The 18489-nt window shown below is 75.5% G+C and carries 14 protein-coding genes; 6 read left to right on the top strand and 8 right to left on the bottom strand.

What is annotated here, in order from left to right:
* Positions 1-146: 146 nt before the first annotated feature.
* The 5 genes from PU704_RS06360 to PU704_RS06340 all read left to right on the top strand — a co-directional run bounded on the left by PU704_RS06360 (position 147) and on the right by PU704_RS06340 (position 7452).
* Positions 147-1424 carry an ABC transporter substrate-binding protein gene (locus PU704_RS06360; protein WP_277550702.1) on the top strand — a complete coding sequence of 426 codons (1278 nt, stop codon included), beginning with the start codon at positions 147-149 and terminating at the stop codon, positions 1422-1424.
* A complete protein-coding gene (locus tag PU704_RS06355) occupies positions 1421-2323 on the top strand; it encodes a carbohydrate ABC transporter permease (protein ID WP_277550701.1) in 903 nt (300 codons plus the stop codon). The genes PU704_RS06360 and PU704_RS06355 overlap by 4 nt, the downstream gene beginning before the upstream one ends.
* Positions 2323-3222 carry a carbohydrate ABC transporter permease gene (locus PU704_RS06350; RefSeq protein ID WP_277550700.1) on the top strand — a complete coding sequence of 300 codons (900 nt, stop codon included), beginning with the start codon at positions 2323-2325 and terminating at the stop codon, positions 3220-3222. Before PU704_RS06355 ends, PU704_RS06350 begins: the two co-directional genes overlap by 1 nt.
* Positions 3219-4997 carry a glycoside hydrolase family 13 protein gene (locus tag PU704_RS06345; RefSeq protein ID WP_277550698.1) on the top strand — a complete coding sequence of 593 codons (1779 nt, stop codon included), beginning with the start codon at positions 3219-3221 and terminating at the stop codon, positions 4995-4997. The genes PU704_RS06350 and PU704_RS06345 overlap by 4 nt, the downstream gene beginning before the upstream one ends.
* A 112-nt stretch (positions 4998-5109) precedes the next feature.
* Positions 5110-7452: a DEAD/DEAH box helicase gene (locus PU704_RS06340; protein ID WP_277550697.1), complete on the top strand. Its 2343-nt coding sequence runs from the start codon at positions 5110-5112 to the stop codon at positions 7450-7452.
* 4 nt (positions 7453-7456) lie between these two features.
* Here PU704_RS06340 and PU704_RS06335 read toward each other — a convergent pair whose 3' ends face one another.
* From PU704_RS06335 to ssd, 7 genes are all read right to left on the bottom strand, one after another.
* The gene (locus PU704_RS06335) at positions 7457-7792 is read right to left on the bottom strand and encodes an Rv3654c family TadE-like protein (protein WP_380112960.1); all 336 of its coding nucleotides are present in this window, start codon (positions 7790-7792) and stop codon (positions 7457-7459) included.
* A gap of 145 nt (positions 7793-7937) precedes the next feature.
* Positions 7938-8339 carry a TadE family type IV pilus minor pilin gene (locus PU704_RS06330; RefSeq protein WP_047803079.1) on the bottom strand — a complete coding sequence of 134 codons (402 nt, stop codon included), beginning with the start codon at positions 8337-8339 and terminating at the stop codon, positions 7938-7940.
* Between the two features lie 271 nt (positions 8340-8610).
* Positions 8611-8925, bottom strand: a complete 315-nt coding sequence (locus tag PU704_RS06325) for a DUF4244 domain-containing protein (RefSeq protein WP_277550696.1) — start codon at positions 8923-8925, stop codon at positions 8611-8613.
* 126 nt (positions 8926-9051) lie between these two features.
* A complete protein-coding gene (locus PU704_RS06320) occupies positions 9052-9618 on the bottom strand; it encodes a type II secretion system F family protein (protein WP_277550695.1) in 567 nt (188 codons plus the stop codon).
* On the bottom strand, positions 9615-10367 hold the full coding sequence (locus PU704_RS06315) for a type II secretion system F family protein (protein WP_277550694.1): 753 nt from the start codon (positions 10365-10367) through the stop codon (positions 9615-9617). The genes PU704_RS06320 and PU704_RS06315 overlap by 4 nt, the downstream gene beginning before the upstream one ends.
* Positions 10364-11557, bottom strand: a complete 1194-nt coding sequence (locus tag PU704_RS06310; protein ID WP_277550693.1) for a TadA family conjugal transfer-associated ATPase — start codon at positions 11555-11557, stop codon at positions 10364-10366. Before PU704_RS06310 ends, PU704_RS06315 begins: the two co-directional genes overlap by 4 nt.
* A complete protein-coding gene (gene ssd, locus PU704_RS06305; RefSeq protein ID WP_277550692.1) occupies positions 11554-12645 on the bottom strand; it encodes a septum site-determining protein Ssd in 1092 nt (363 codons plus the stop codon). Before ssd ends, PU704_RS06310 begins: the two co-directional genes overlap by 4 nt.
* 143 nt (positions 12646-12788) lie before the next feature.
* On the opposite strand from ssd, the gene PU704_RS06300 reads away from it, so the two are divergent.
* Positions 12789-14531: a bifunctional 3'-5' exonuclease/DNA polymerase gene (locus PU704_RS06300; protein ID WP_277550691.1), complete on the top strand. Its 1743-nt coding sequence runs from the start codon at positions 12789-12791 to the stop codon at positions 14529-14531.
* Positions 14532-14681: 150 nt separating this feature from the next.
* Here PU704_RS06300 and PU704_RS06295 read toward each other — a convergent pair whose 3' ends face one another.
* A complete protein-coding gene (locus PU704_RS06295) occupies positions 14682-18392 on the bottom strand; it encodes an nSTAND1 domain-containing NTPase (protein ID WP_277550690.1) in 3711 nt (1236 codons plus the stop codon).
* Positions 18393-18489: the final 97 nt, after the last annotated feature.

Below are 18489 nucleotides of genomic sequence, written 5' to 3'. Positions count from 1 at the left end.
TAGTCCAAGCAATAAATCTAAGTCGTAAATATATTCTCGGAAGACCCGGTCGGCGACCACCGCGGGTCGCCACCGCAGGAGATCCGCATGCGCACCAGGTCCCGCCCGTCCTCCCGGCCCGCCGCCCCGCCGTCAGCGGGCGCGAGGTGAGGGCCTCCGCGACCGCCCGCCGGTCGCTGCTCCGCCGGACGGGCCTCGCCGCATGCGCACTGCTGCTGACGGGCTGCTCCGCGGGCGAGGCGCAGCAGCCCACCACCATCACGTTCTTCCAGTTCAAGGGCGAGGCCGTGGCCTATTTCGAGGAGCTCGCCCGGCAGTTCGAGGTGCAGAACCCGGACGTGCGCGTGGTCGTGGACAACGTCCCCGACCCGGAGACCGCCCTGCGCACCCGTCTGGTGAAGGAGGACGTGCCGGACGTGCTGACCCTCAACGCCAACGGGACCTTCGGCGAGCTGGCCTCGGCGGGCGTGTTCGCCGACTTCGCGGGCTCCGCGGCGCTGGAGGACGTCAACCCGGCCTACGCCGAGATCGTCCAGGAGCTCGGTGCGGGCTCCGAAGGGGCGGTGAACGGCGTTCCCTTCGCGGCCAACGCCGGCGGCGTGCTCTACAACGAGGAGCTCTTCGCCGAGCACGGCGTCGCCGTGCCGCAGACGTGGGACGAGCTGATCGCCGCGGCGCGGACGTTCGAGGACCGCGGCGTCACCCCCTTCTACGGGACGCTCGCCGACGCGTGGACCGGCCAGGCGCCGCTGGCACCGATCGTCCCCCAGACCACCCCCGAGGACTTCTGGGAGCAGCGCTTCGCCGGCGAGACGACCTTCCAGGAGGCGTGGCCGGAGGCCGCCGGGAAGCTCGCGGAGCTGTTCGAGCACACCCAGCCGGACCCGGTGGCCACCGGCTACGAGGACGGCACCGCCGCCTTCGCCCGGGGCGAGTCGGCGATGCTGCTGCTGGGCAACTACGCGGTGCCCCAGATCCGCTCGTTCGAGCCCGGCTTCACCATCGGCAGCTTCGCCCTGCCCGCCACGAACGACCCGGCGCAGACCGTCCTGGTCTCCGGCGTGGACGTGGTGATCACCGCCGGCGCGGACACCGAGCACCCCGAGGAGGTCCGGCGCTTCGTCGAGTTCCTCATGCAGCCCGAGGTCGTCCAGGACTACGCCGAAGAGCAGACGGCCGTGCCGACCCTCGAGGGCCTGTCCAACGACGACCCCGCCCTGACCGGGATCCAGCCCTACATCGACCAGGAGCGCATCGTGGGATTCTTCGACCACCAGTTCATCCCCGCCGTCCCCCTGGGTCCGCTGCTGCAGCAGTACCTCATCGACGGGGACCGGGAGGCGTTCCTGACGTCCCTCGACGAGAGCTGGGACGAGGTCGCCACCCGGCGCAGCTGGGGCCTGGGAGCAGTGGAGTCCCGATGAGCGCCACGACCCGCCCCGCCACCGCCCGCAACCGCCGTACCGGACCCGGGCGTGCCTACTACTGGATGGTGCTCCCCGCCCTGGCGCTCTTCCTGCTCTTCCACACCGCCCCGGTGCTGCAGGGGGTCTTCTACAGCTTCACCGATTCCCCCGGCTACGGCGACTGGGACTTCGTCGGGCTGTCCAACTACGCCGCGCTGTTCGGCGACGAGAGGGTGCGCGCCGCCTACTGGTTCACCTTCCGGTTCGCGCTCGTGGCCACGGTCCTGGTCAACGTCCTCGCCCTGGCTCTGGCCGTGGGCCTCAACGGGAGGATCAGGTTCAAGAACACCCTGCGCGGGGTCTACTTCGTGCCGAACGTGCTCGCGGTGCTGGTCATCGGCTACGTCTTCAACTACCTGTTCACCAACTCGCTGCCGAGCATCGGCGCCGCCCTGGGAATCGACCGTCTCTCGACGTCCCTGCTGGCCGACCCCGAGCTCGCGTGGGTCGGGATCGTCGTCCTGGCCGTGTGGCAGGCGGTCGCGTTCAACATCATCATCTACCTCGCCGGCCTGCAGACCGTGCCGGCCGAGCTCTACGAGGCCGCCGCCATCGACGGCGCGGGCCCGTGGAAGCGGTTCTGGTCCATCACCTTCCCCATGATCGCGGCGTTCTTCACGCTGAACATGGTGCTGTCGCTGAAGAACTTCCTCCAGGTCTTCGACCACATCATCGCCATGACCGGCGGCGGACCGGGCACCGCCACGGAGTCCGTCTCCGTGCTCATCTACAAGGGCGGCTTCCAGGGCGGGGAGTACGGCTACCAGATCGCCAACGCCGTGGTGTTCATGGTGGTGCTGGTGGTCTTCGCCGTCGTCCAGCTCCGAGTCCTCCGCCGCGAAGAGGTGTCCGCCTGATGTCCTCCACCCACGTCGCCGCCCCGCCCAGCGGGACCGCCGCCCCCGGGACCGCCCCGCGCCCCGCCCGACGACGGCGCACCGGCGCCCGGGTCGACTGGTGGCTCACCGCGCTGCTGGTCGTGCTGGCCCTGACCGTCCTCGTGCCGCTGTACTTCACGGTGGTCACCGCCCTGAAGACCCCCGACCAGCTGGGCGGAAGCGGCTTCGCGCTCCCGACCGAGGTCCGGTGGGCCAACTTCGCCGACGCCTGGACGCTGACGGACTTCCCCCGGGCAGCGCTCAACAGCGCGGTCATCACGGTGTCGGCCGTGGCCCTGACCCTGCTGACGAACTCGATGGTGGCCTACGCGATCGCCCGGAACATGCACCGGCGCCTCTTCAAGGGCCTGTTCCTCTACTTCGTCTCCGCGCTCTTCGTGCCCTTCCCCATCCTGATGCTCCCCGTGGCCAAGCAGACCGCGCAGCTGGGCCTGGACAACCCGGCCGGGCTGGTCCTGCTGTACGTCGTCTACGGCCTGTCCTTCAACATCTTCATCTTCACCGCCTACATCCGCTCCATCCCCCTCGAGCTCGAGGAGGCGGCCCGGATGGACGGCGCCGGCACGTGGGGCGTCTTCTGGCGGGTGATCTTCCCCCTGCTCACGCCCATGAACGCCACCGTCGGGATCCTGACCTGCCTGTGGGCGTGGAACGACTTCCTGCTCCCGCTCATCATCGTCTCCGACCCCGGGCAGGCGACCCTGCCGCTCGTGCAGTACGTTTTCCAGTCCCAGTTCCAGACCAACTACACCGTCGCGTTCGCGTCCTACCTCATGGCGATGGCACCACTGCTCGTGGTGTACGTCCTCGCCCAGCGGTGGGTCATCTCCGGCGTGACCCGAGGAGCCGTCAAATGACCACCAGTCCTCAGCAGCACGACCTCACCACTGCCCCGGCCCCCGCGTGGTGGACCGACACCGTGGTGTACCAGATCTACCCCCGCTCGTTCGCCGACTCGAACGGCGACGGGATCGGTGACCTGGGCGGGATCCTCGCCCACCTGGACCACCTCGAGGCCCTGGGGGTGGGCGTGATCTGGCTGTCGCCGATCTACCGCTCCCCGCAGGACGACAACGGCTACGACATCAGCGACTACCAGGACATCGACCCGTCCTTCGGCACGCTCGAGGAGTTCGACGAGCTGCTCGAGGCCGTGCACGCCCGCGGCATGAAGCTCGTGATGGACCTCGTGGTCAACCACACCTCCGACGAGCACCCCTGGTTCGTGGAGTCCCGCTCCTCCCCCGACTCCCCCAAGCGGGACTGGTACTGGTGGCGCACGCCCCGCCGCGGCATGGAGGCGGGGGCGCCCGGGGCGGAGCCGACCAACTGGCAGAGCATCTTCTCCGGGCCCGCCTGGGAGCTCGACGAGGCCTCCGGCGAGTACTACCTGCACCTGTTCTCGGCCAAGCAGCCGGACCTCAACTGGGAGAACCCCGAGGTGCGCCGGGCCGTGCACGCCATGATGCGCTGGTGGCTGGACCGCGGGGTGGACGGCTTCCGGATGGACGTGATCAACATGATCAGCAAGGACGTCGCCGCCGACGGGCACCTGCACGACGGGCCGCCCGTGGAGGGGACCCCCTACGGCGACGGCTCGGTGTCCTACACCAACGGGCCGCGCATCCACGAGTTCCTCCAGGAGATGCACCGGGAGGTCTTCGCCGGCCGGGACGCCCAGCTGCTGACCGTGGGCGAGATGCCCGGCGTCACGGTGGAGGAGGCGGTGCTGTTCACCGACCCGGCCCGGGCCGAGGTGGACATGGTCTTCCAGTTCGAGCACGTCAACCTCGACCACGGCCCCGGCGGCAAGTTCGACCCGAAGCCGCTGCGCCTGACCGATCTGAAGGCCTCCCTGGGCCGGTGGCAGGAGGGTCTGGAGGAGGTGGGCTGGAACTCCCTGTACTGGAACAACCACGACCAGCCCCGGGTGGTCTCCCGCTTCGGCGACGACTCCCCGGAGCACCGGGTGGCCTCCGCCACGTGCCTGGCCACGCTGCTGCACCTGCACCGCGGCACGCCCTACGTCTACCAGGGCGAGGAGCTGGGCATGACCAACACCGACTTCGGCTCGATCGAGGACTTCCGGGACATCGAGTCGGTCAACCACTACCGGCACGCCGTGGCCGCCGGGGCGGACCGCGCCGCCGTGCTGGAGGGCCTGCGCTGGACGGGCCGGGACAACGCCCGCACCCCGGTGCAGTGGAGCGCCGGGGAGCACGCCGGGTTCACCACCGGCACCCCGTGGATCCCGGTCAACCCGAACCACGACGTGGTCAACGCCGACGCCGCCCGGGCGGATCCGGGCTCCGTGTTCCACCACTACCGCCGGCTCATCGAGCTGCGCCGCACCGAGCCGGCGGTGGCCCTGGGCGACTTCACGATGTTGGTCCCGGAGCACGAGCAGGCCTACGCCTTCACCCGGCGGCTGGGCGACGTCGAGCTGCTCGTGCTGGCCAACGTCTCGGGCGAGGACGTGCGCGCCGACCTCCCGGACGCCGCCGCGTGGGCCGGCACCGAGGTGCTGCTCGGCAACCGGGGCGGCAGCGCCGCTCCGGCGGACGTCACCGTCCTGGCCCCCTGGGAGGCGCGCGTGCACCGGCGGGTCCACGGCGCGGCCGGACAGGACTGACGGAACGGGTCCGGCGCCGGGTCGCCCGTCCTGTCCCCGGCCGGCGCGTCCCGCGGTCCCGGCGGCCCTTCCACGGGTGGGGCCGCCGTGACCGCGGTGGCACAATGAACCGGTGCCGTCCTCCGACCACGCCTCCCTGATCCCCCTGCTCGGCCGCGGCGACGCGCCGGAGCAGGTGCGTCATGTCCGGGAGCTGCCGGACCGGGACGCGGTGACGGCCCCGTGGCCCGAGCACCTGCACCCGGACGTGGTCGCGGCCTACGAGCGGCTGGGCGTGCACCGGCCGTACCTGCACCAGGTCCAGGCCGTACTGGCCCCCCGGCACGTGGTGGTGGCCACCGGCACGGCCTCGGGCAAGTCCCTGGCCTACCAGCTGCCCGTGGCCGACGCCGTGCACCGGGGACGGCTGGCCGCACTCGCGCATCCCGGCATGGTGCGCCACCCGGACGAGGCCACGGCCCTGTACCTCTCGCCCACCAAGGCCCTGGCGGCCGACCAGCTCAAGGGGCTGGAGGCGCTGGGCCTGCCGACCCTGCGCGCCGCCACCTACGACGGCGACACCGACCCGGCCGAGCGCCGCTGGGTCCGGGACCACGCGGACGTGGTGCTGTGCAATCCCGACATGCTGCACTACGGTGTGCTGCCCAACCACGCGCGCTGGTCCCGGTTCTTCCGCCGGCTCCGGTACGTCGTCGTGGACGAGGCGCACTCCTACCGCGGGGTCTTCGGCTCGCACGTGGCCAACCTCATGAGGCGGCTGCGCCGGATCTGCCGGGCCTACGGCGCCGACCCCGTCTTCATCGGGGCCTCGGCCACCTCGTTCGAACCGCACGCCTCCTTCGCCCGGCTCGTGGGCGTGCCCGAGGCCGAGGTGACGCCGGTGACCACGGACTTCTCCCCGCACGGGCCGGTCACCGTGGTGCTCTGGGAGCCCGAGCAGACGGACGGCGTGGGCGAGAACGACGCCCCGGTGCGCCGGACCGCGCTGGCCGAGGCCGCCGACATGCTCACGGACCTGGTGCTGCACCGGGTCCGGACGATCGCCTTCATCAAGTCCCGGCGCGGCGCGGAGACGATCGCCCAGATCGCGCACCGCCAGCTCGAGGAGGTCGATCCCTCGCTGGCCCACCGGGTGGCGGCCTACCGCTCCGGTTTCCTGCCCGAGGAGCGCCGTGCCCTGGAGGCGGCCCTGCGGGACGGGCGGCTGCTCGGCGTGGCCAGCACCTCCGCCCTGGAGCTCGGCATCGACGTGGCGGGCCTGGACGCCGTGGTGGTGGCGGGCTGGCCCGGAACCCGGGCCTCCTTCTTCCAGCAGATCGGCCGGGCGGGCCGGGCCGGGCAGGAGGCGCTGGCGGCGTTCGTGGCCGGCGACGACCCCCTCGACACCTATCTGGTGAACCACCCGGAGGCCGTCTTCGACGTGGACGTCGAGGCCACCGTCTTCGACCCCTCGAACCCCTACGTGCTGGCCCCGCACCTGTGCGCGGCGGCGGCCGAGCAGCCGCTGCGGGCCGAGGAGGTCGGCGCGTTCGGCCCCACGGCGGCGGAGGTGCTCTCCTCCCTGGTGGCCAACGGGCACCTGCGCCGCCGGCCGAGCGGGTGGTTCTGGACGCACCCGCAGTCCGCGGCCGGGATGGTCTCCCTGCGCTCGGACGGGGGCGGGCCGATCCGGATCATCGAGACCGACACGGGCGCGGTGCTGGGCACCATGGACGCCCCGCAGTCCCACTACCAGGCCCACCCCGGGGCCGTGTACGTGCACCAGGGGCGGACCTACCTCGTCGACGAGCTCAACGAGGCGGACTCCTACGCGGCCGTGACCCGGGCGCACCCGGACTTCTACACGACCGCCCGGGACGTCACCCAGGTCACCGTGGTGGCGGAGGAGCGCTCGGAGACGTGGGGGCCGGTGACCGTCCACTTCGGCCAGGTGCAGGTCACCACGAAGGTGGTCTCCTTCCAGCGCAAGGCCGTGACCTCCAACGAGGTGCTCGGCGAGGAGCCTCTCGAGCTCGACGCCCGGGACCTGTTCACCAAGTCGGTGTGGTTCACCGTGCCCGGGCCGGTGCTGAACGGCGCCGGGATCGAGGAGCCGGACGTCCCCGGCTCCCTGCACGCGGCCGAGCACGCCGCCATCGGCCTGCTCCCGCTCGTGGCGTCGTGCGACCGGTGGGACGTGGGCGGGCTCTCCACCGCCCTGCACGCCGACACCGAGCTGCCCACGGTCTTCGTCTACGACGGGCACCCCGGCGGCGCGGGCTTCGCGGAGCGCGGCTACGACACCGCGGTCGCGTGGCTGCGCGCGACCCGTGAGGCGATCTCCTCCTGCGAGTGCGAGCACGGCTGCCCGTCCTGCGTGCAGTCGCCCAAGTGCGGCAACCGCAACAACCCGCTGGACAAGCAGGGCGCGGTGAAGCTGATCGACGCGCTGCTGCGCAACGCCCCGGGCGCCTGAGCGCTCACGGGTCCCGGGGCGGACCGGCCCGGGAGACCCCGCGGGCCGCGCCGAACCGGGCCAGCGGCCCCTCGAGCGCGACCGCGGTTCCCACATCGACGACGACCCGGTCCGGCTCCACCAGCTCGCACAGCTCCAGCTGAGCGCCGTTGGCCTGCGCGACGCGGGCGGCGGTGCCGCACGGCTCACCGGCCGCGAGTCCGCGGGCGACGTCCGCGGCGGCGAGCGCGGCGAGGTCCGCGGCCTTGCCCGCCCGATGGGTCGCGATGCCCGCCTGCGCCAGCAGCAGCACCGTGACCAGGAGCACGCCGAGCACGAGGGAAAACGTCAGGGCGTGCACGGTGCCGCTGCCACGGTCATCGTCACGGTCACGGTCACGGGCACGGTCACGGTCACGGTCACGGTCACGGTCACGGGCACGGGCACGGGCGGCGGCCGGTGTGCTGCCGGCCGGCACCGGGCCGACCGCCGGGCGGGCTGCCGGGTCAGCCACCGTGGTCCCCGGCCGTGCGGGCGCCCTCGGTCTCGGCGGAGGCCTCGGCGCGCAGCTCCCAGCCGCCCCAGGTGCCCAGGATCCCGGGGGCGGGGCCGGCCACGACCACCGTGGAGGTCCCGGTGCCGGCCTCGACGTGCACCGCGGCGTCCCGGCCCGCCACGGACAGCGCGGTCGAGCGGACGGTCGCGGAGCTCTCGCCGCGGGCTGCGGCCCGGGCCGAGGCCCGCGCGGCCTCCTCGTAGCGGATCAGCGTCATCCCGGCCGCGGCCGCGGCGAGCAGCACGGCCAGGAGCAGCACGAGCGCGGGCAGCAGGACCGCCGTCTCGGCGGTGACGGCCCCGCGGTCGGGACCCGCGGTGTGCGGCGACGGACGGGGGCGTTCGGCGGTCATGGCGGTCTCCTCGGGGACGGTGAGCGAACGGTGGGCAGGCGGAGGGCAGTGGTGATGAGCCGGTGAGCCGGTGGGTGAGCGGACGGGACGGCTGCGAACGGCCGGGCGCCGAGGACGGCCGGCTCCGGGCGCGGGGAACGGTCACCCACCCCGCGGGGCGCCGAGGATCACAGGGAGCCAAGAGCCGTGACAAAGGGAGGACCGCGGGACGGGAGGACCGCGGGGTCCGCGGCGCCGGGACCGGCGCCGCGGACCCCACGCGGCACGGTTCTCAGACCCCGAGGGCCTTCTCGATGATCGCGGTCAGGAGCTCGCGCACCTGGCCGGAGGAGAGCACCGCGGCCATGACGCCGCCGAAGGCCGCGGCGGCGAGCACCACCATGGCGTACTCGACCGTGGTCGCCCCGAGGTCCGCCTCCTCCGCCCGCCGGAGCGGACGGGGCGGAGCGGAGGCGCCGCGGCGGGCGGCTCGGGCGGCGGTGGCGGTGAGGCCGGTGCCGTGGGCGAGGTCGGATGCCACGGACCTGCGGCGCCGGAACGCCTCACGGGAGGAGAACCGGGGCCGGGAGAGCTGCTGCTGGGACATGACGGGTCCTTTCGGGATGGGTGGAGCAGATGGAGGGAGGCGGCCTGATCCGCCTCGATCGGTGGACGGTGCAGCGGGCGGAGGCGGCTCCCGCGGACGGGGGCGCGCGGCTCCGGGCGCGGCGGGTCATCGGAACACCTCCGGGACGAGGCCCATCACGACCGGCAGCACGCCCCAGCAGACGAAGGCCGGCAGGGAGCACAGCCCCAGCGGCAGCACGAGCTGCACGGACAGCACCTCCGCGGCGCGCTCGGCCCGCCGGTAGGCGGCCCGGCGCACCTGGGAGGCCTGGGACCGCAGGCTCCGCGCCGAGGGTGCCCCCGAGGTCGCCGTGAACGCGAGGGCCTCGCGGTAGTCCTCCAGGTGCGCCGGCAGCTCGCCGGCCGCGGCCCAGGCGGTGACCCACGGCAGCCCCAGCCGCAGCCCGGCGCCCACCCCGGCCAGGGCACTGCCGGGAGCGTGCCCCCGGCTCCCGCCCAGCACGGCCACGGCCTCCCCGAGCGGCAGCCCGGCGTCCAGCATGGCCGCGGTCAGCTCCACGAGGACCCCGGCGGAGACGTGCGCCGCGGGAGCCCGGCGGCCCACCGTGGCCGGGCCCGAGCACGCCGTCAGGCGCGCCCGGTGGGGCAGGAGCACCACGGTCGCGGCCGCGAGCAGGAGCAGGCCCACGGCGGCGGCGATCAGGGCCGTCATCGCGCACCCACGGCCTCGGCCCGGCCGATCAGCGCTCGCGTCCACGCCCGGCCGAGGACGGTGAGGACCGCGCCGGCGACGAGCGCGGCCGCGCCCCACGGCGTGGTGAACAGGGTGCGCAGCGGGTCGACGCCCATCAGCATGCCCAGGGCGATCCCGAGCACCGGCAGCCAGGACAGGATCCGGACGGTCGACCGGGGGCCCGCCAGTGCGGTGCTCCGGGCCGCCTCGGCGTCCAGCTCGGCCTCGAGGGCGTCGGCGAGCCCGCCGAGCAGCTCGGCCAGCGGTGCACCGGTGCGCTCGGAGACCTCCCAGCACAGCGTCAGCTCGGCCGTGGCCGAGGCCGCCCACCGCTCCAGGGGCCGGTGGCCGAGCGCCGGGGCGGGAACGGCGGCGAGCGCGTCCGCGGTGCCCAGGCCCAGGTGGGCGGCGGCCGCCACGGCGGCGCACAGCTGCTCCAGGTGACGGGCCGTGGGTGTGCGGGACCGGTGGCCGGCTCCACCGGCGGCGCCCTCGAAGGCCGTCGCCGGCGACCGTCCCGCCTGCAGCAGCGCCGCCAGCCGGCGCAGCAGCGCGACCCACTCGGCCGCCTCCGCGGCGGCGTCCCGGGAGAGACGGGACCGCCACGCCGTCATCCGCTTCCTGCCGGGGTCCCGCCGTGCGGCCGCCCGGACCCGGTGGAGCGGTCCGCCCAGCAGGGCGGCGGAGCAGCCGGCCAGGCACAGGGCGAGGACCAGCAGCGCGCTCACGGGGTGCTCCGCGCGGTGGCCGGTGCCGCGGCGAGGGACCGGTCCAGCAGGGCGCACAGTCCCGCCCAGCCCGGTCCGCGGCGCAGCCGCCCGTCGGCCTGGACGGCGGCGGGCACCGTGGCGAGGGCTCCGGCGCGCTCCTCGAGCAGGGAGACCGCGCGGACCTCGCGGCGCCCGCCCGCACGGGCGACGTGGACGACCAGGTCCAGGGCGCTCACGGCCTGCAGCGTGACCGCCTCCCGGCTCATCCCGGCGAGCGCGCCCAGGGCCGCGAGCCGGGCGGGCAGCGCCTCGGCGGAGTTCGCGTGGACCGTGCCCGCTCCCGTGTGCCCGGTGTTGAGCGCGGTGAGGAGCTCGCGCACCTCGGCCCCGCGGCACTCCCCCACCACGAGCCGGTCCGGGCGCATCCGCAGCGCCTGGCGGACGAGCTCGGCCAGGTCGATGCCTCCGGCGCCCTCGGCGTTGGCGTGCCGGGCCTGGAGCCCGACCACGTGGGGATGCTCGGGGCGCAGCTCGGCGGCGTCCTCGATCAGCACGATCCGCTCGTGCTGCGGCGACCGGGACAGCAAGGCGTTGAGCACGGTGGTCTTCCCGGCTCCGGTCGCCCCGCTGACCAGGAAGTTCGCCCCGGACTGCACCGCCCCGGCGAGCAGCTCGGCCGTGTCCGGGTGGAGGGTGCCCACGTCCACGAGGTCCTGCAGGGACAGGGTCCGGTGGGTCCGGAAGCGCACGGAGAGCAGGGTCCCTCCGGTGGAGACGGGCGGCAGGACGGCGTGCACCCGGTACCCGCCGGCGGTCTGGACGTCGGCGCACGGGTGGGCGGCGTCGAGCCGGCGACCGGCGGCGGTCACCAGCCGCACCGCCAGGGCCCGCACCTCGGCGTCCGAGCGGAACGGGGACGCGACCCGCCGCACCCCGGCCCCGGTCTCCAGCCACACCTGGTCGGGCCCGTTGACGTAGACGTCGGTGAGTCCCCGGTGCGGCAGGAGGGGCTCCAGCGGACCGAGCCCGGTGAGCTCGGCCCGCACCACCTGGACCGCGTGCAGCGTGCCGGCCGCGCCCAGCACGCGGCCACCGGCGCGCACGGCCTCGGCGATGTCGGCGTCGGTGACGGGGCCCGGGGCGGAGAGCAGCCGGTCCCGCACGTCCTCCAGCAGCGCGTCCGGCAGCTCCGGCGGGGAGGCGCTCACCGCAGCGCTCCCACGGCCGCGAGCAGCCCGGCCACGTCCCGGCCGAGCCGGCGGGAGCGGCCGGCCTCGAGGAGGCGGCCCGTCTCGGCGGCCTCGGGCACCCCGCCGCAGAAGCGCACGGATCCCGCGACCGGCAGGCCGGTCGCGGCGGCGGCGAGGGCGTCGTCCACGTCGGCCACGTTGAGCCCGGCAGGCACCAGGCGGGCCGGGATGCCGGCCAGCAGGTCCGCGGCCCACCGGGCGGCCAGCATGCCCCGGACCGTGCGGGGCGCCGGCACGAGGACCTCGTCGCACAGGACGGCCGTGTCCGCCGCCGCCGGGCCGGCCCGGCCCAGGTCCACGACGACAAGCTCCGCGGCCCGGCGCAGGGCTTCCAGCACGGGCGCGTAGGGCGCGGGCGCGCCGTCCGGGCGGGAGCGGTCCCAGGAGAGCCACCGCAGCCGGCCGGCACGGGCGAGGGCCGGCCACAGCTGCTCCGCGTGCACGGTCCCGGCGATCCGCTGCAGGTCCGGCCAGCGCAGCCCGTCCCGGTCCTCGAGGCCCAGCAGGACGTCGATGCCGCAGCCCTCGCGGTCCGCGTCCACCAGCACGGCCGTGCGCTCCTCCTGGGCGGCCCGGTCCGCGAGCCAGCACGCCAGCGTGGAGGCGCCCGCCCCGCCCACCGCACCCAGGACGCCCACGACGTGCCCCGTCCCGCCCGGGCCGGGTCCGCCCGTGCTCCTCGCGCAGAGCAGGTCGGCGAGCCAGCCGGCGGCGTCCGGCAGCACCGCGACGGTGCAGCCGCCGAGCTCGGCGGCCCGGTCCCACAGCCCGGTGTCCTCGGGCCGGCCCACCAGAACGGTGCCCGGCCGGACCCGGCCCCGCACCGCGTGGTGCACGTCCACCAGCTCGGTGTCGGCGAGCGGCGCCCGCGCGGGAGAGCTCGGATCGGCGGGCTCGGCCAGCAGCTCGGCGCCGGCCGCGGCGCAGACGCGTCCGACCGTGGCGCGCAGGGCGGGGTCGTCGCTGACGAGGCGGACCGTGCGGACCCGGGCGGTGAGGGCGCCCGGGGTCCGGGCCGGGGCGGGGCGGTGGGCGGCGGTGCTCATGGCCCCACTCTCGGTCCGGGCGGCCGGACCCGGACCGGGCCGGGCGGGACGTGTGGACGGGCTGCCGGGCACGGCGCGGCGCGGGCGCGTGTGCAGTCCGGGCACCGGCCTACGGTGACGGACCCGTGCAGGACAATGGCCTGATGCACATCGTGGTGGGAGCAGCGGAGGAGGGACGGGCCGGGCACCGTGCCGTGGTGGTGTCCGACGGGGCGGCCGGCGCCGCCGTGGACGTGCCCGCCGGGGAGCTGGCCGCGTTCGTCACCGCGCGCGAGGAGGCCGCCCGCCGGGCCGGGGACACCGCCCCGCGCTGGGCGTGGGAGCGCACCGGAGCGCTCTATCCCGAGCTGCTGGCCGCGGGAGCGCGCGTCGAACGGTGCCACGACCTGCGGCTGTGCCAGGCGATCGTCGCCACGGCCGCGACCGCGCACGGCTCCGGGGCGCAGGGCCCCCTCCCCTACGCCCCCGTCCTGCCGGCGCTGCCGGAGGACGAGGCGCCCGGCCTGCTCCCGCCCCCACGGCCGGCGCAGGACCAGTCGAGCCTGTTCGAGCTGCCGCGCGCCGCCGGGCCGGGGGTGGACGAGCTCGTGGGCGAGCTGCTGGCCCAGCTCGCCGCCGTGGCCGGCGCGGCGGACCCCCGCCGGCTGACCCTCCTGCTGGCCGCGGAGTCCCAGGGGGCGCTGATCGCCGCGGAGATGCAGCACGCCGGGGTGCCCTGGCGCGAGGACGTCCACCGCGCCCTGCTGGAGGAGGCGCTCGGGCCCGAACCGGCCCCCGGGGAGCGGCCCGAGCGGATGGAGCGGACCGTCCGGCGGCTGCGGGAGGTGCTGCACGCCCCCGGGCTGAACCCGGACTCCCCGCAGGAGCTGCTCAAGGCCATGCGCGCGGCGGGCATCGACGTGACCAGCACCCGGCAGTGGGAGCTCGTCGAGTGGGCCCGGGCCGTGCCCGACCTGGCCGCGCGGCGCCAGGCGCTGATCGAGCCGATCCTGGAGCACAAGAAGCAGGCGCGGCTGCTCAGCGCCAACGGGTGGCACTGGCTGGACAGCTGGGTGCGGGAGGGCCGCTTCCGGCCGGAGTACGTGGTGGGCGGTGTGGTCACCGGGCGGTGGTCGGCCCGCGGCGGCGGCGCCCTGCAGATCCCGCACGTGGTGCGGGACGCCGTGCGGGCGGACCCGGGACGGGTGCTCGTCGTCGCCGACGCCGCCCAGCTGGAGCCGCGCGTCCTCGCGGCCCTCGCCCACGACGACGCCCTGGCCGCCGCCTCCCACGGCCGTGACCTGTACCAGGCCATCGCGGACCTGGGCGAGGAGCGCGGATCGGAGCTGACCGAGCGCCCGCAGGCGAAGGTGGCCATGCTGGGCGCCATGTACGGGGCCACCACCGGGCAGTCCGGGCGGCTCATGCCGCACCTGGCCCGGATGTTCCCGCGGGCCGTGGACTACGTCGAGCGGGCGGCCCGCGTCGGGGAGACCGGCGGGCAGGTGTGCACGCACCTGGGCCGCTGGTCGCCCCGGCCGGGGCCGGACTGGGACGCGGCCCAGCGCGACACCGCGACCGCGGAGGCCGAGCGGCGCGCCGGGTCGATGGCCCGCGGCCAGGGCCGGTTCACCCGCAACTTCGTGGTGCAGGGCACCGCGGCGGAGTGGGCGATGTGCTGGATGGGCGCCATCCGTTCCGCCCTCGTGCGGGAGGGGATCGACGCCGAGCTCGTCTTCTTCCTGCACGACGAGATCGTGCTGCACTGCGCCCGGGAGGAGGCCGAGCGCGCGGCCGAGCTGGTCCGGGGATGCGCCGAGCAGGCGGGGCGGATGGTGTTCGGCCGGATCCCGGTGGAGTTCCCCGTCAGCGTGGCCGTGGTGGAGTCCTACGCGGACGCCAAGTGAGCGGCCCGGCGGCGGGCCGCGCCGGGGACTCCGGGGCGGTCCGCCGGCCCCGCCCCGGTTCCGCCTCGGGGCCCGGCACCGGCCTGGGCGCAGCGCTCGGCGCAGACCCCAGCACAGGGCCCCGGACAGGAACGGCCACCGGCGCCGGGCTCAGCACAGGTCCCGGTACGGGGCTCCCGTCACGTGCCGGCTCCACTCGTCCTCGGTGATCCGGTCCCCGCGGGCCGCGCAGACCGCGCTGACCGCGTCCTCCGCCTGCACCAGCCAGCTGCGCACCACGCCGTCGTCGCCGGTGGCGACCAGCTGGTCGCCGACGAAGCGCACGTCGTTCATCCGGTCCCCGGAGGCGGACAGGGCCGCGTAGACGCTCAGGTCCGCGGCGCCGACCTCCCAGATCCACACGAACTTGTCCCCCGAGGCGCCCGCCAGCAGGGTGCCGTCCGGGGAGAACTGCAGTCCCTTGACCGAGGACAGGGCGTCGGAGGTCTCGCCCAAGGGGTGGGGCTCGGACGGGTCCGCGACGTCCCAGAGACGCACCCGCCCGCCCTCGGTCCCCACGGCCAGGACGTCGGCCACCGGGGAGAACACGGCCGAGGTCACGACCGAGTCCAGGGTGAGCTCCGCGGTCCGGCGGGGCGCGGCGGGGTCGGAGACGTCCCACAGCTGCACGTGCCTGGAGTCGTCCGCCGCCGCGAACACCGTCCCCGAGGCGTTGAACCGCGCCGCCTCCGTCCCGGCCACCGGGATCGTGGACACGCGCCGGACCCCTCCGCCGGCGTCACGGCGCAGGAGGGCGACCTCGGTGCCGACCTCGGACCACGCCGCGATCGTGGAGCCGTCCGCCGTCACGTCGGCGCCCGTGACCCCCACGTCCAGGGCCGCCGCCCGCGCCGGCTCCTGCGGGCGCCCGTCCTCGAGGGGCCAGGCCAGGACGTCCCCGTCCTCGGTGCCACCGGCCACGAACGAGGCGTCGGGGGCCACGGCGCCCGCGTACCAGAGGGTCTCCCCGGGCGGGGCCTCCGGGGACGGCAGCGGCACGGGCACCTCCCCGGTGAGGTCGAACAGGGAGACGACGCCCGCGCCGATGCCCACGGCGCTGAGCACCGTGGCCGAGCGGTCGGTGGAGAGCTGGTACACCGGCTCCCCGCGGCGGTGAATCACCGGGCCTTCCAGGTCCCACGAGCGGGTGGTGCCGTCCTGGGAGGCGGTGATCAACCGCTCGCCCACCTGCAGCGCCCCCGTCACCCGGGCCGCGGTAGGGAACACCTCCACGCGCGCGAGATCGGGCAGCCGGTGCACGTAGGCGTTCTGGTCGAAGCTCGCGGCCACGATCTGCTCCCCGTCCGGGGAGAAGCTGACGTCGCTGACCCAGCTGCCGAAGTCGCGGACGGTCCCGGCCTCGGCCAGCCGCTCGCCCTCGACGTCGTAGAGCCGCAGCTCGCGGGCGCTCAGCCCCACGGCCAGGCGGGCGCCGTCATCGTCGAGGGCCAGGGACCGGACGGTCCGGCCGGTGGGCACCGGGTCGAGGCGCTCGGCGTCCCGGCCGTCGGTGGCGTACCGGACGAGGCCCGCGGAGCTCCCGCCGGCGTAGACGGTGCCGTCGGCGGCCGCGGCGACGGCGAGGACGTCGGCGTCCTCGCCCAGGGGCAGCCGCGGCAGCGCCTGCGGGGACCCGGGGTCCTCGAGCGACCAGCGCAGCACCTCGCCCCGGCCGCCGGCCAGCAGCTGCCGCCCGCCGGGCGAGAACACCACCGCGTTGAACGGGGTCCCGGTGTCCACCTCCAGGCCGGCGAGCTGCCGCACGGGCCGCTCGGTGACGTCCCACAGGCTGACGTGGCCGGTCCCGGCGACCGCCGCGAGCACCCTCCCGTCCCGCTCCACGAGGTCGACGTCGGCCAGGCCCCGCTCCGCGTCGTCGAGGACCACGACGTCCTCCCGGTCCTCGACCAGGCTCTCGAAGTCCCACCACACGGACAGCCGGCCGTCCCCGGCGGCGCGCGCCACCACCGAGCCGTCGTCCAGCGCCGCGAGCCGGGACGCGCCGTCCGGGCCCAGCCAGCGCTCCGGCGCGCTCACCGCGGTCGCGTCGATGAGGGCGGAGACGCCCTCCCGGGTGGGCGACATCCGGTACGCCGCGAGACTGAGCTGGGCGGCCAGGTTCGGCGACTCCCCCCGGATGCGGGAGGCCTCCAGCGCCGTCTGCCGGGACAGGGCCTGGTCACGGGCCGTCTCCGCGTCGATCTGGAAGCGCTCCGCCCGGATGCCCAGGGCGCCCGCGACCACGGCCGCGCAGACCGCCAGGGCCAGCAGGACGAGCGCCACGTGGCCGCGCCGCTCGATCTCCCGGGCCGTGCGCTTCTGCCGCTCGAGGGCGTCGTCGTAGTGCCGTTCGCTCTCCGCCAGGTACTCGCGCTCGGCCGGGCTGAGCAGCACCTGCTGATGCGGGTCCCCGGTCCAGTCCCGGAAGGAGGCCAGCTGGCCCAACGGGATCAGCGCGAGGGGATCGCGGTCGTTGGCCAGCCACATCTGGGTGGCCCGTTGCAGCTGCTGCCGGACGTAGAGGTCGCGCCGGCCGTCCTCGATCCAGCGGCTGAGCCGGGACCAGTGGTCGAGCAGGGACTCGTGGCTGAGCTGGACCTCGTCCCGGTCCACGGTCAGCAGCCGGGCGCGGGCGAAGTGCTCCACCACGGCGGGACCGCCCTCGGGCAGCTCCTCGCGCGGGACCGGGGTGCGCACCACGGCGGCGGAGGAGCCGGTGCCCACAACGCGCACCAGGCGCAGGAAGATGGCCCGGGCGAGGTCCCGCTCACCGGGCTCCAGCGCGGCGTAGACCTCCTCGGCCCGGCGGTCCACGGCCTCCGTGATGCCGCCCGCGGCGTGGTAGTCGGCCACGGTGAGCTCGCGGGTGCGGGCGTGCTCCCACGTGCCGAGCAGGGCCTGGGAGAGCAGGGGCAGCAGCCCCACCCCGATCTCCGCGCCGCGGGGGGCCACGTCGCGCAGGATCACCTCGACCAGGTCCGGGGAGACACGGGCGCCGACGGCCTCGGCGGGGCCGACGACGATCTGCTGCAGCTGCTCGCGGGTCAGCGCGCCGAGCAGCACGGGGCGCTCCAGGGCGGCGCGCAGCTCGGCGTGGCTGCTGGCCTTGCCGAAGAAGTCCGCGCGCAGGCCCACCACGACCACCCGGTCCCGGCTCGCGGCGGCGAGCCGGTCCAGGAACCGCCCGGGCTGCTCGGCGTCCCGGGTGCCGGTCCACAGCTCCTCCAGCTGGTCGACGACGAGCAGGTCCGGGTCGGCCTCCACCGCGTCGTCGAGCCGGCGCCCGGGGTCCAGGCCCGGTGTGGTGGCCAGGGCGCTCCACCCGTGCAGCGGCTGGCCCTCGGCGCGCAGCCGGCCGAGCAGGCCGGCCCCCAGCAGGGAGGACTTGCCCGCGCCCGAGGCGGCCACGACGGCGAGGATGCGGGGCCCGTCGGCACCGGCCAGCCGGGTCACCCGCTCCCCGAGCTCGGCGACCTCCGCGGTCCGCCCGAAGAAGTGCGCCTCGTCCTCGGCGCGGTAGGAGCGCAGGCCCACGTACGGGGTGGTCGCGGGCTGGACGGGCGTGCGGGAGCGGTTGACGTCCTCCCACCACTGCTCCGCCGGGCGCTCCTCGGTGAGGCCGAGGGCGTCCAGGAGGGCCGTGAACTCCTCGCGCAGGGCCGGGCCGGGCAGGTGCGCCCCGCTGAGCCAGCCCTGGATGGTGCTGGCGGGCAGGCGGCAGGCCGCGGCGAGCGCGCGCACCGACAGGCCGCGGCGGCGGCGGGCGGTGCTGAGCTGCTCGGCGAGCCGCGGCCGGTCGGCGCCGGGTCGGGGCGAGGCCACCGGGAGCCTCCTCGGGGGTCGTGGGCAGGGGGGACGCTGGCATCGTAAGTCGGCTTGCCTGCGCTCCGGCAATGTTGCGCCCGGAGGTGCGCGATGT

Origin of the sequence: Kocuria oceani (assembly GCF_029524215.1) — a bacterium.
GTDB lineage: Bacteria > Actinomycetota > Actinomycetes > Actinomycetales > Micrococcaceae > Kocuria > Kocuria oceani.
This window is presented reverse-complemented; position numbering and strand designations above follow the sequence as displayed.

What these genes read in the sequence shown, in the direction of transcription:
- PU704_RS06355 (WP_277550701.1), top strand. Translation starts at nt 1,421, where the DNA reads ATGAGCGCCACGACCCGCCCCGCCACCGCCCGCAACCGCCGTACCGGA.
- PU704_RS06350 (WP_277550700.1), top strand. Translation starts at nt 2,323, where the DNA reads ATGTCCTCCACCCACGTCGCCGCCCCGCCCAGCGGGACCGCCGCCCCC.
- PU704_RS06345 (WP_277550698.1), top strand. Translation starts at nt 3,219, where the DNA reads ATGACCACCAGTCCTCAGCAGCACGACCTCACCACTGCCCCGGCCCCC.
- PU704_RS06330 (WP_047803079.1), bottom strand. Translation starts at nt 8,339, where the DNA reads ATGACCGCCGAACGCCCCCGTCCGTCGCCGCACACCGCGGGTCCCGAC.
- PU704_RS06325 (WP_277550696.1), bottom strand. Translation starts at nt 8,925, where the DNA reads ATGTCCCAGCAGCAGCTCTCCCGGCCCCGGTTCTCCTCCCGTGAGGCG.
- PU704_RS06320 (WP_277550695.1), bottom strand. Translation starts at nt 9,618, where the DNA reads ATGACGGCCCTGATCGCCGCCGCCGTGGGCCTGCTCCTGCTCGCGGCC.
- ssd (WP_277550692.1), bottom strand. Translation starts at nt 12,645, where the DNA reads ATGAGCACCGCCGCCCACCGCCCCGCCCCGGCCCGGACCCCGGGCGCC.
- PU704_RS06300 (WP_277550691.1), top strand. Translation starts at nt 12,789, where the DNA reads ATGCACATCGTGGTGGGAGCAGCGGAGGAGGGACGGGCCGGGCACCGT.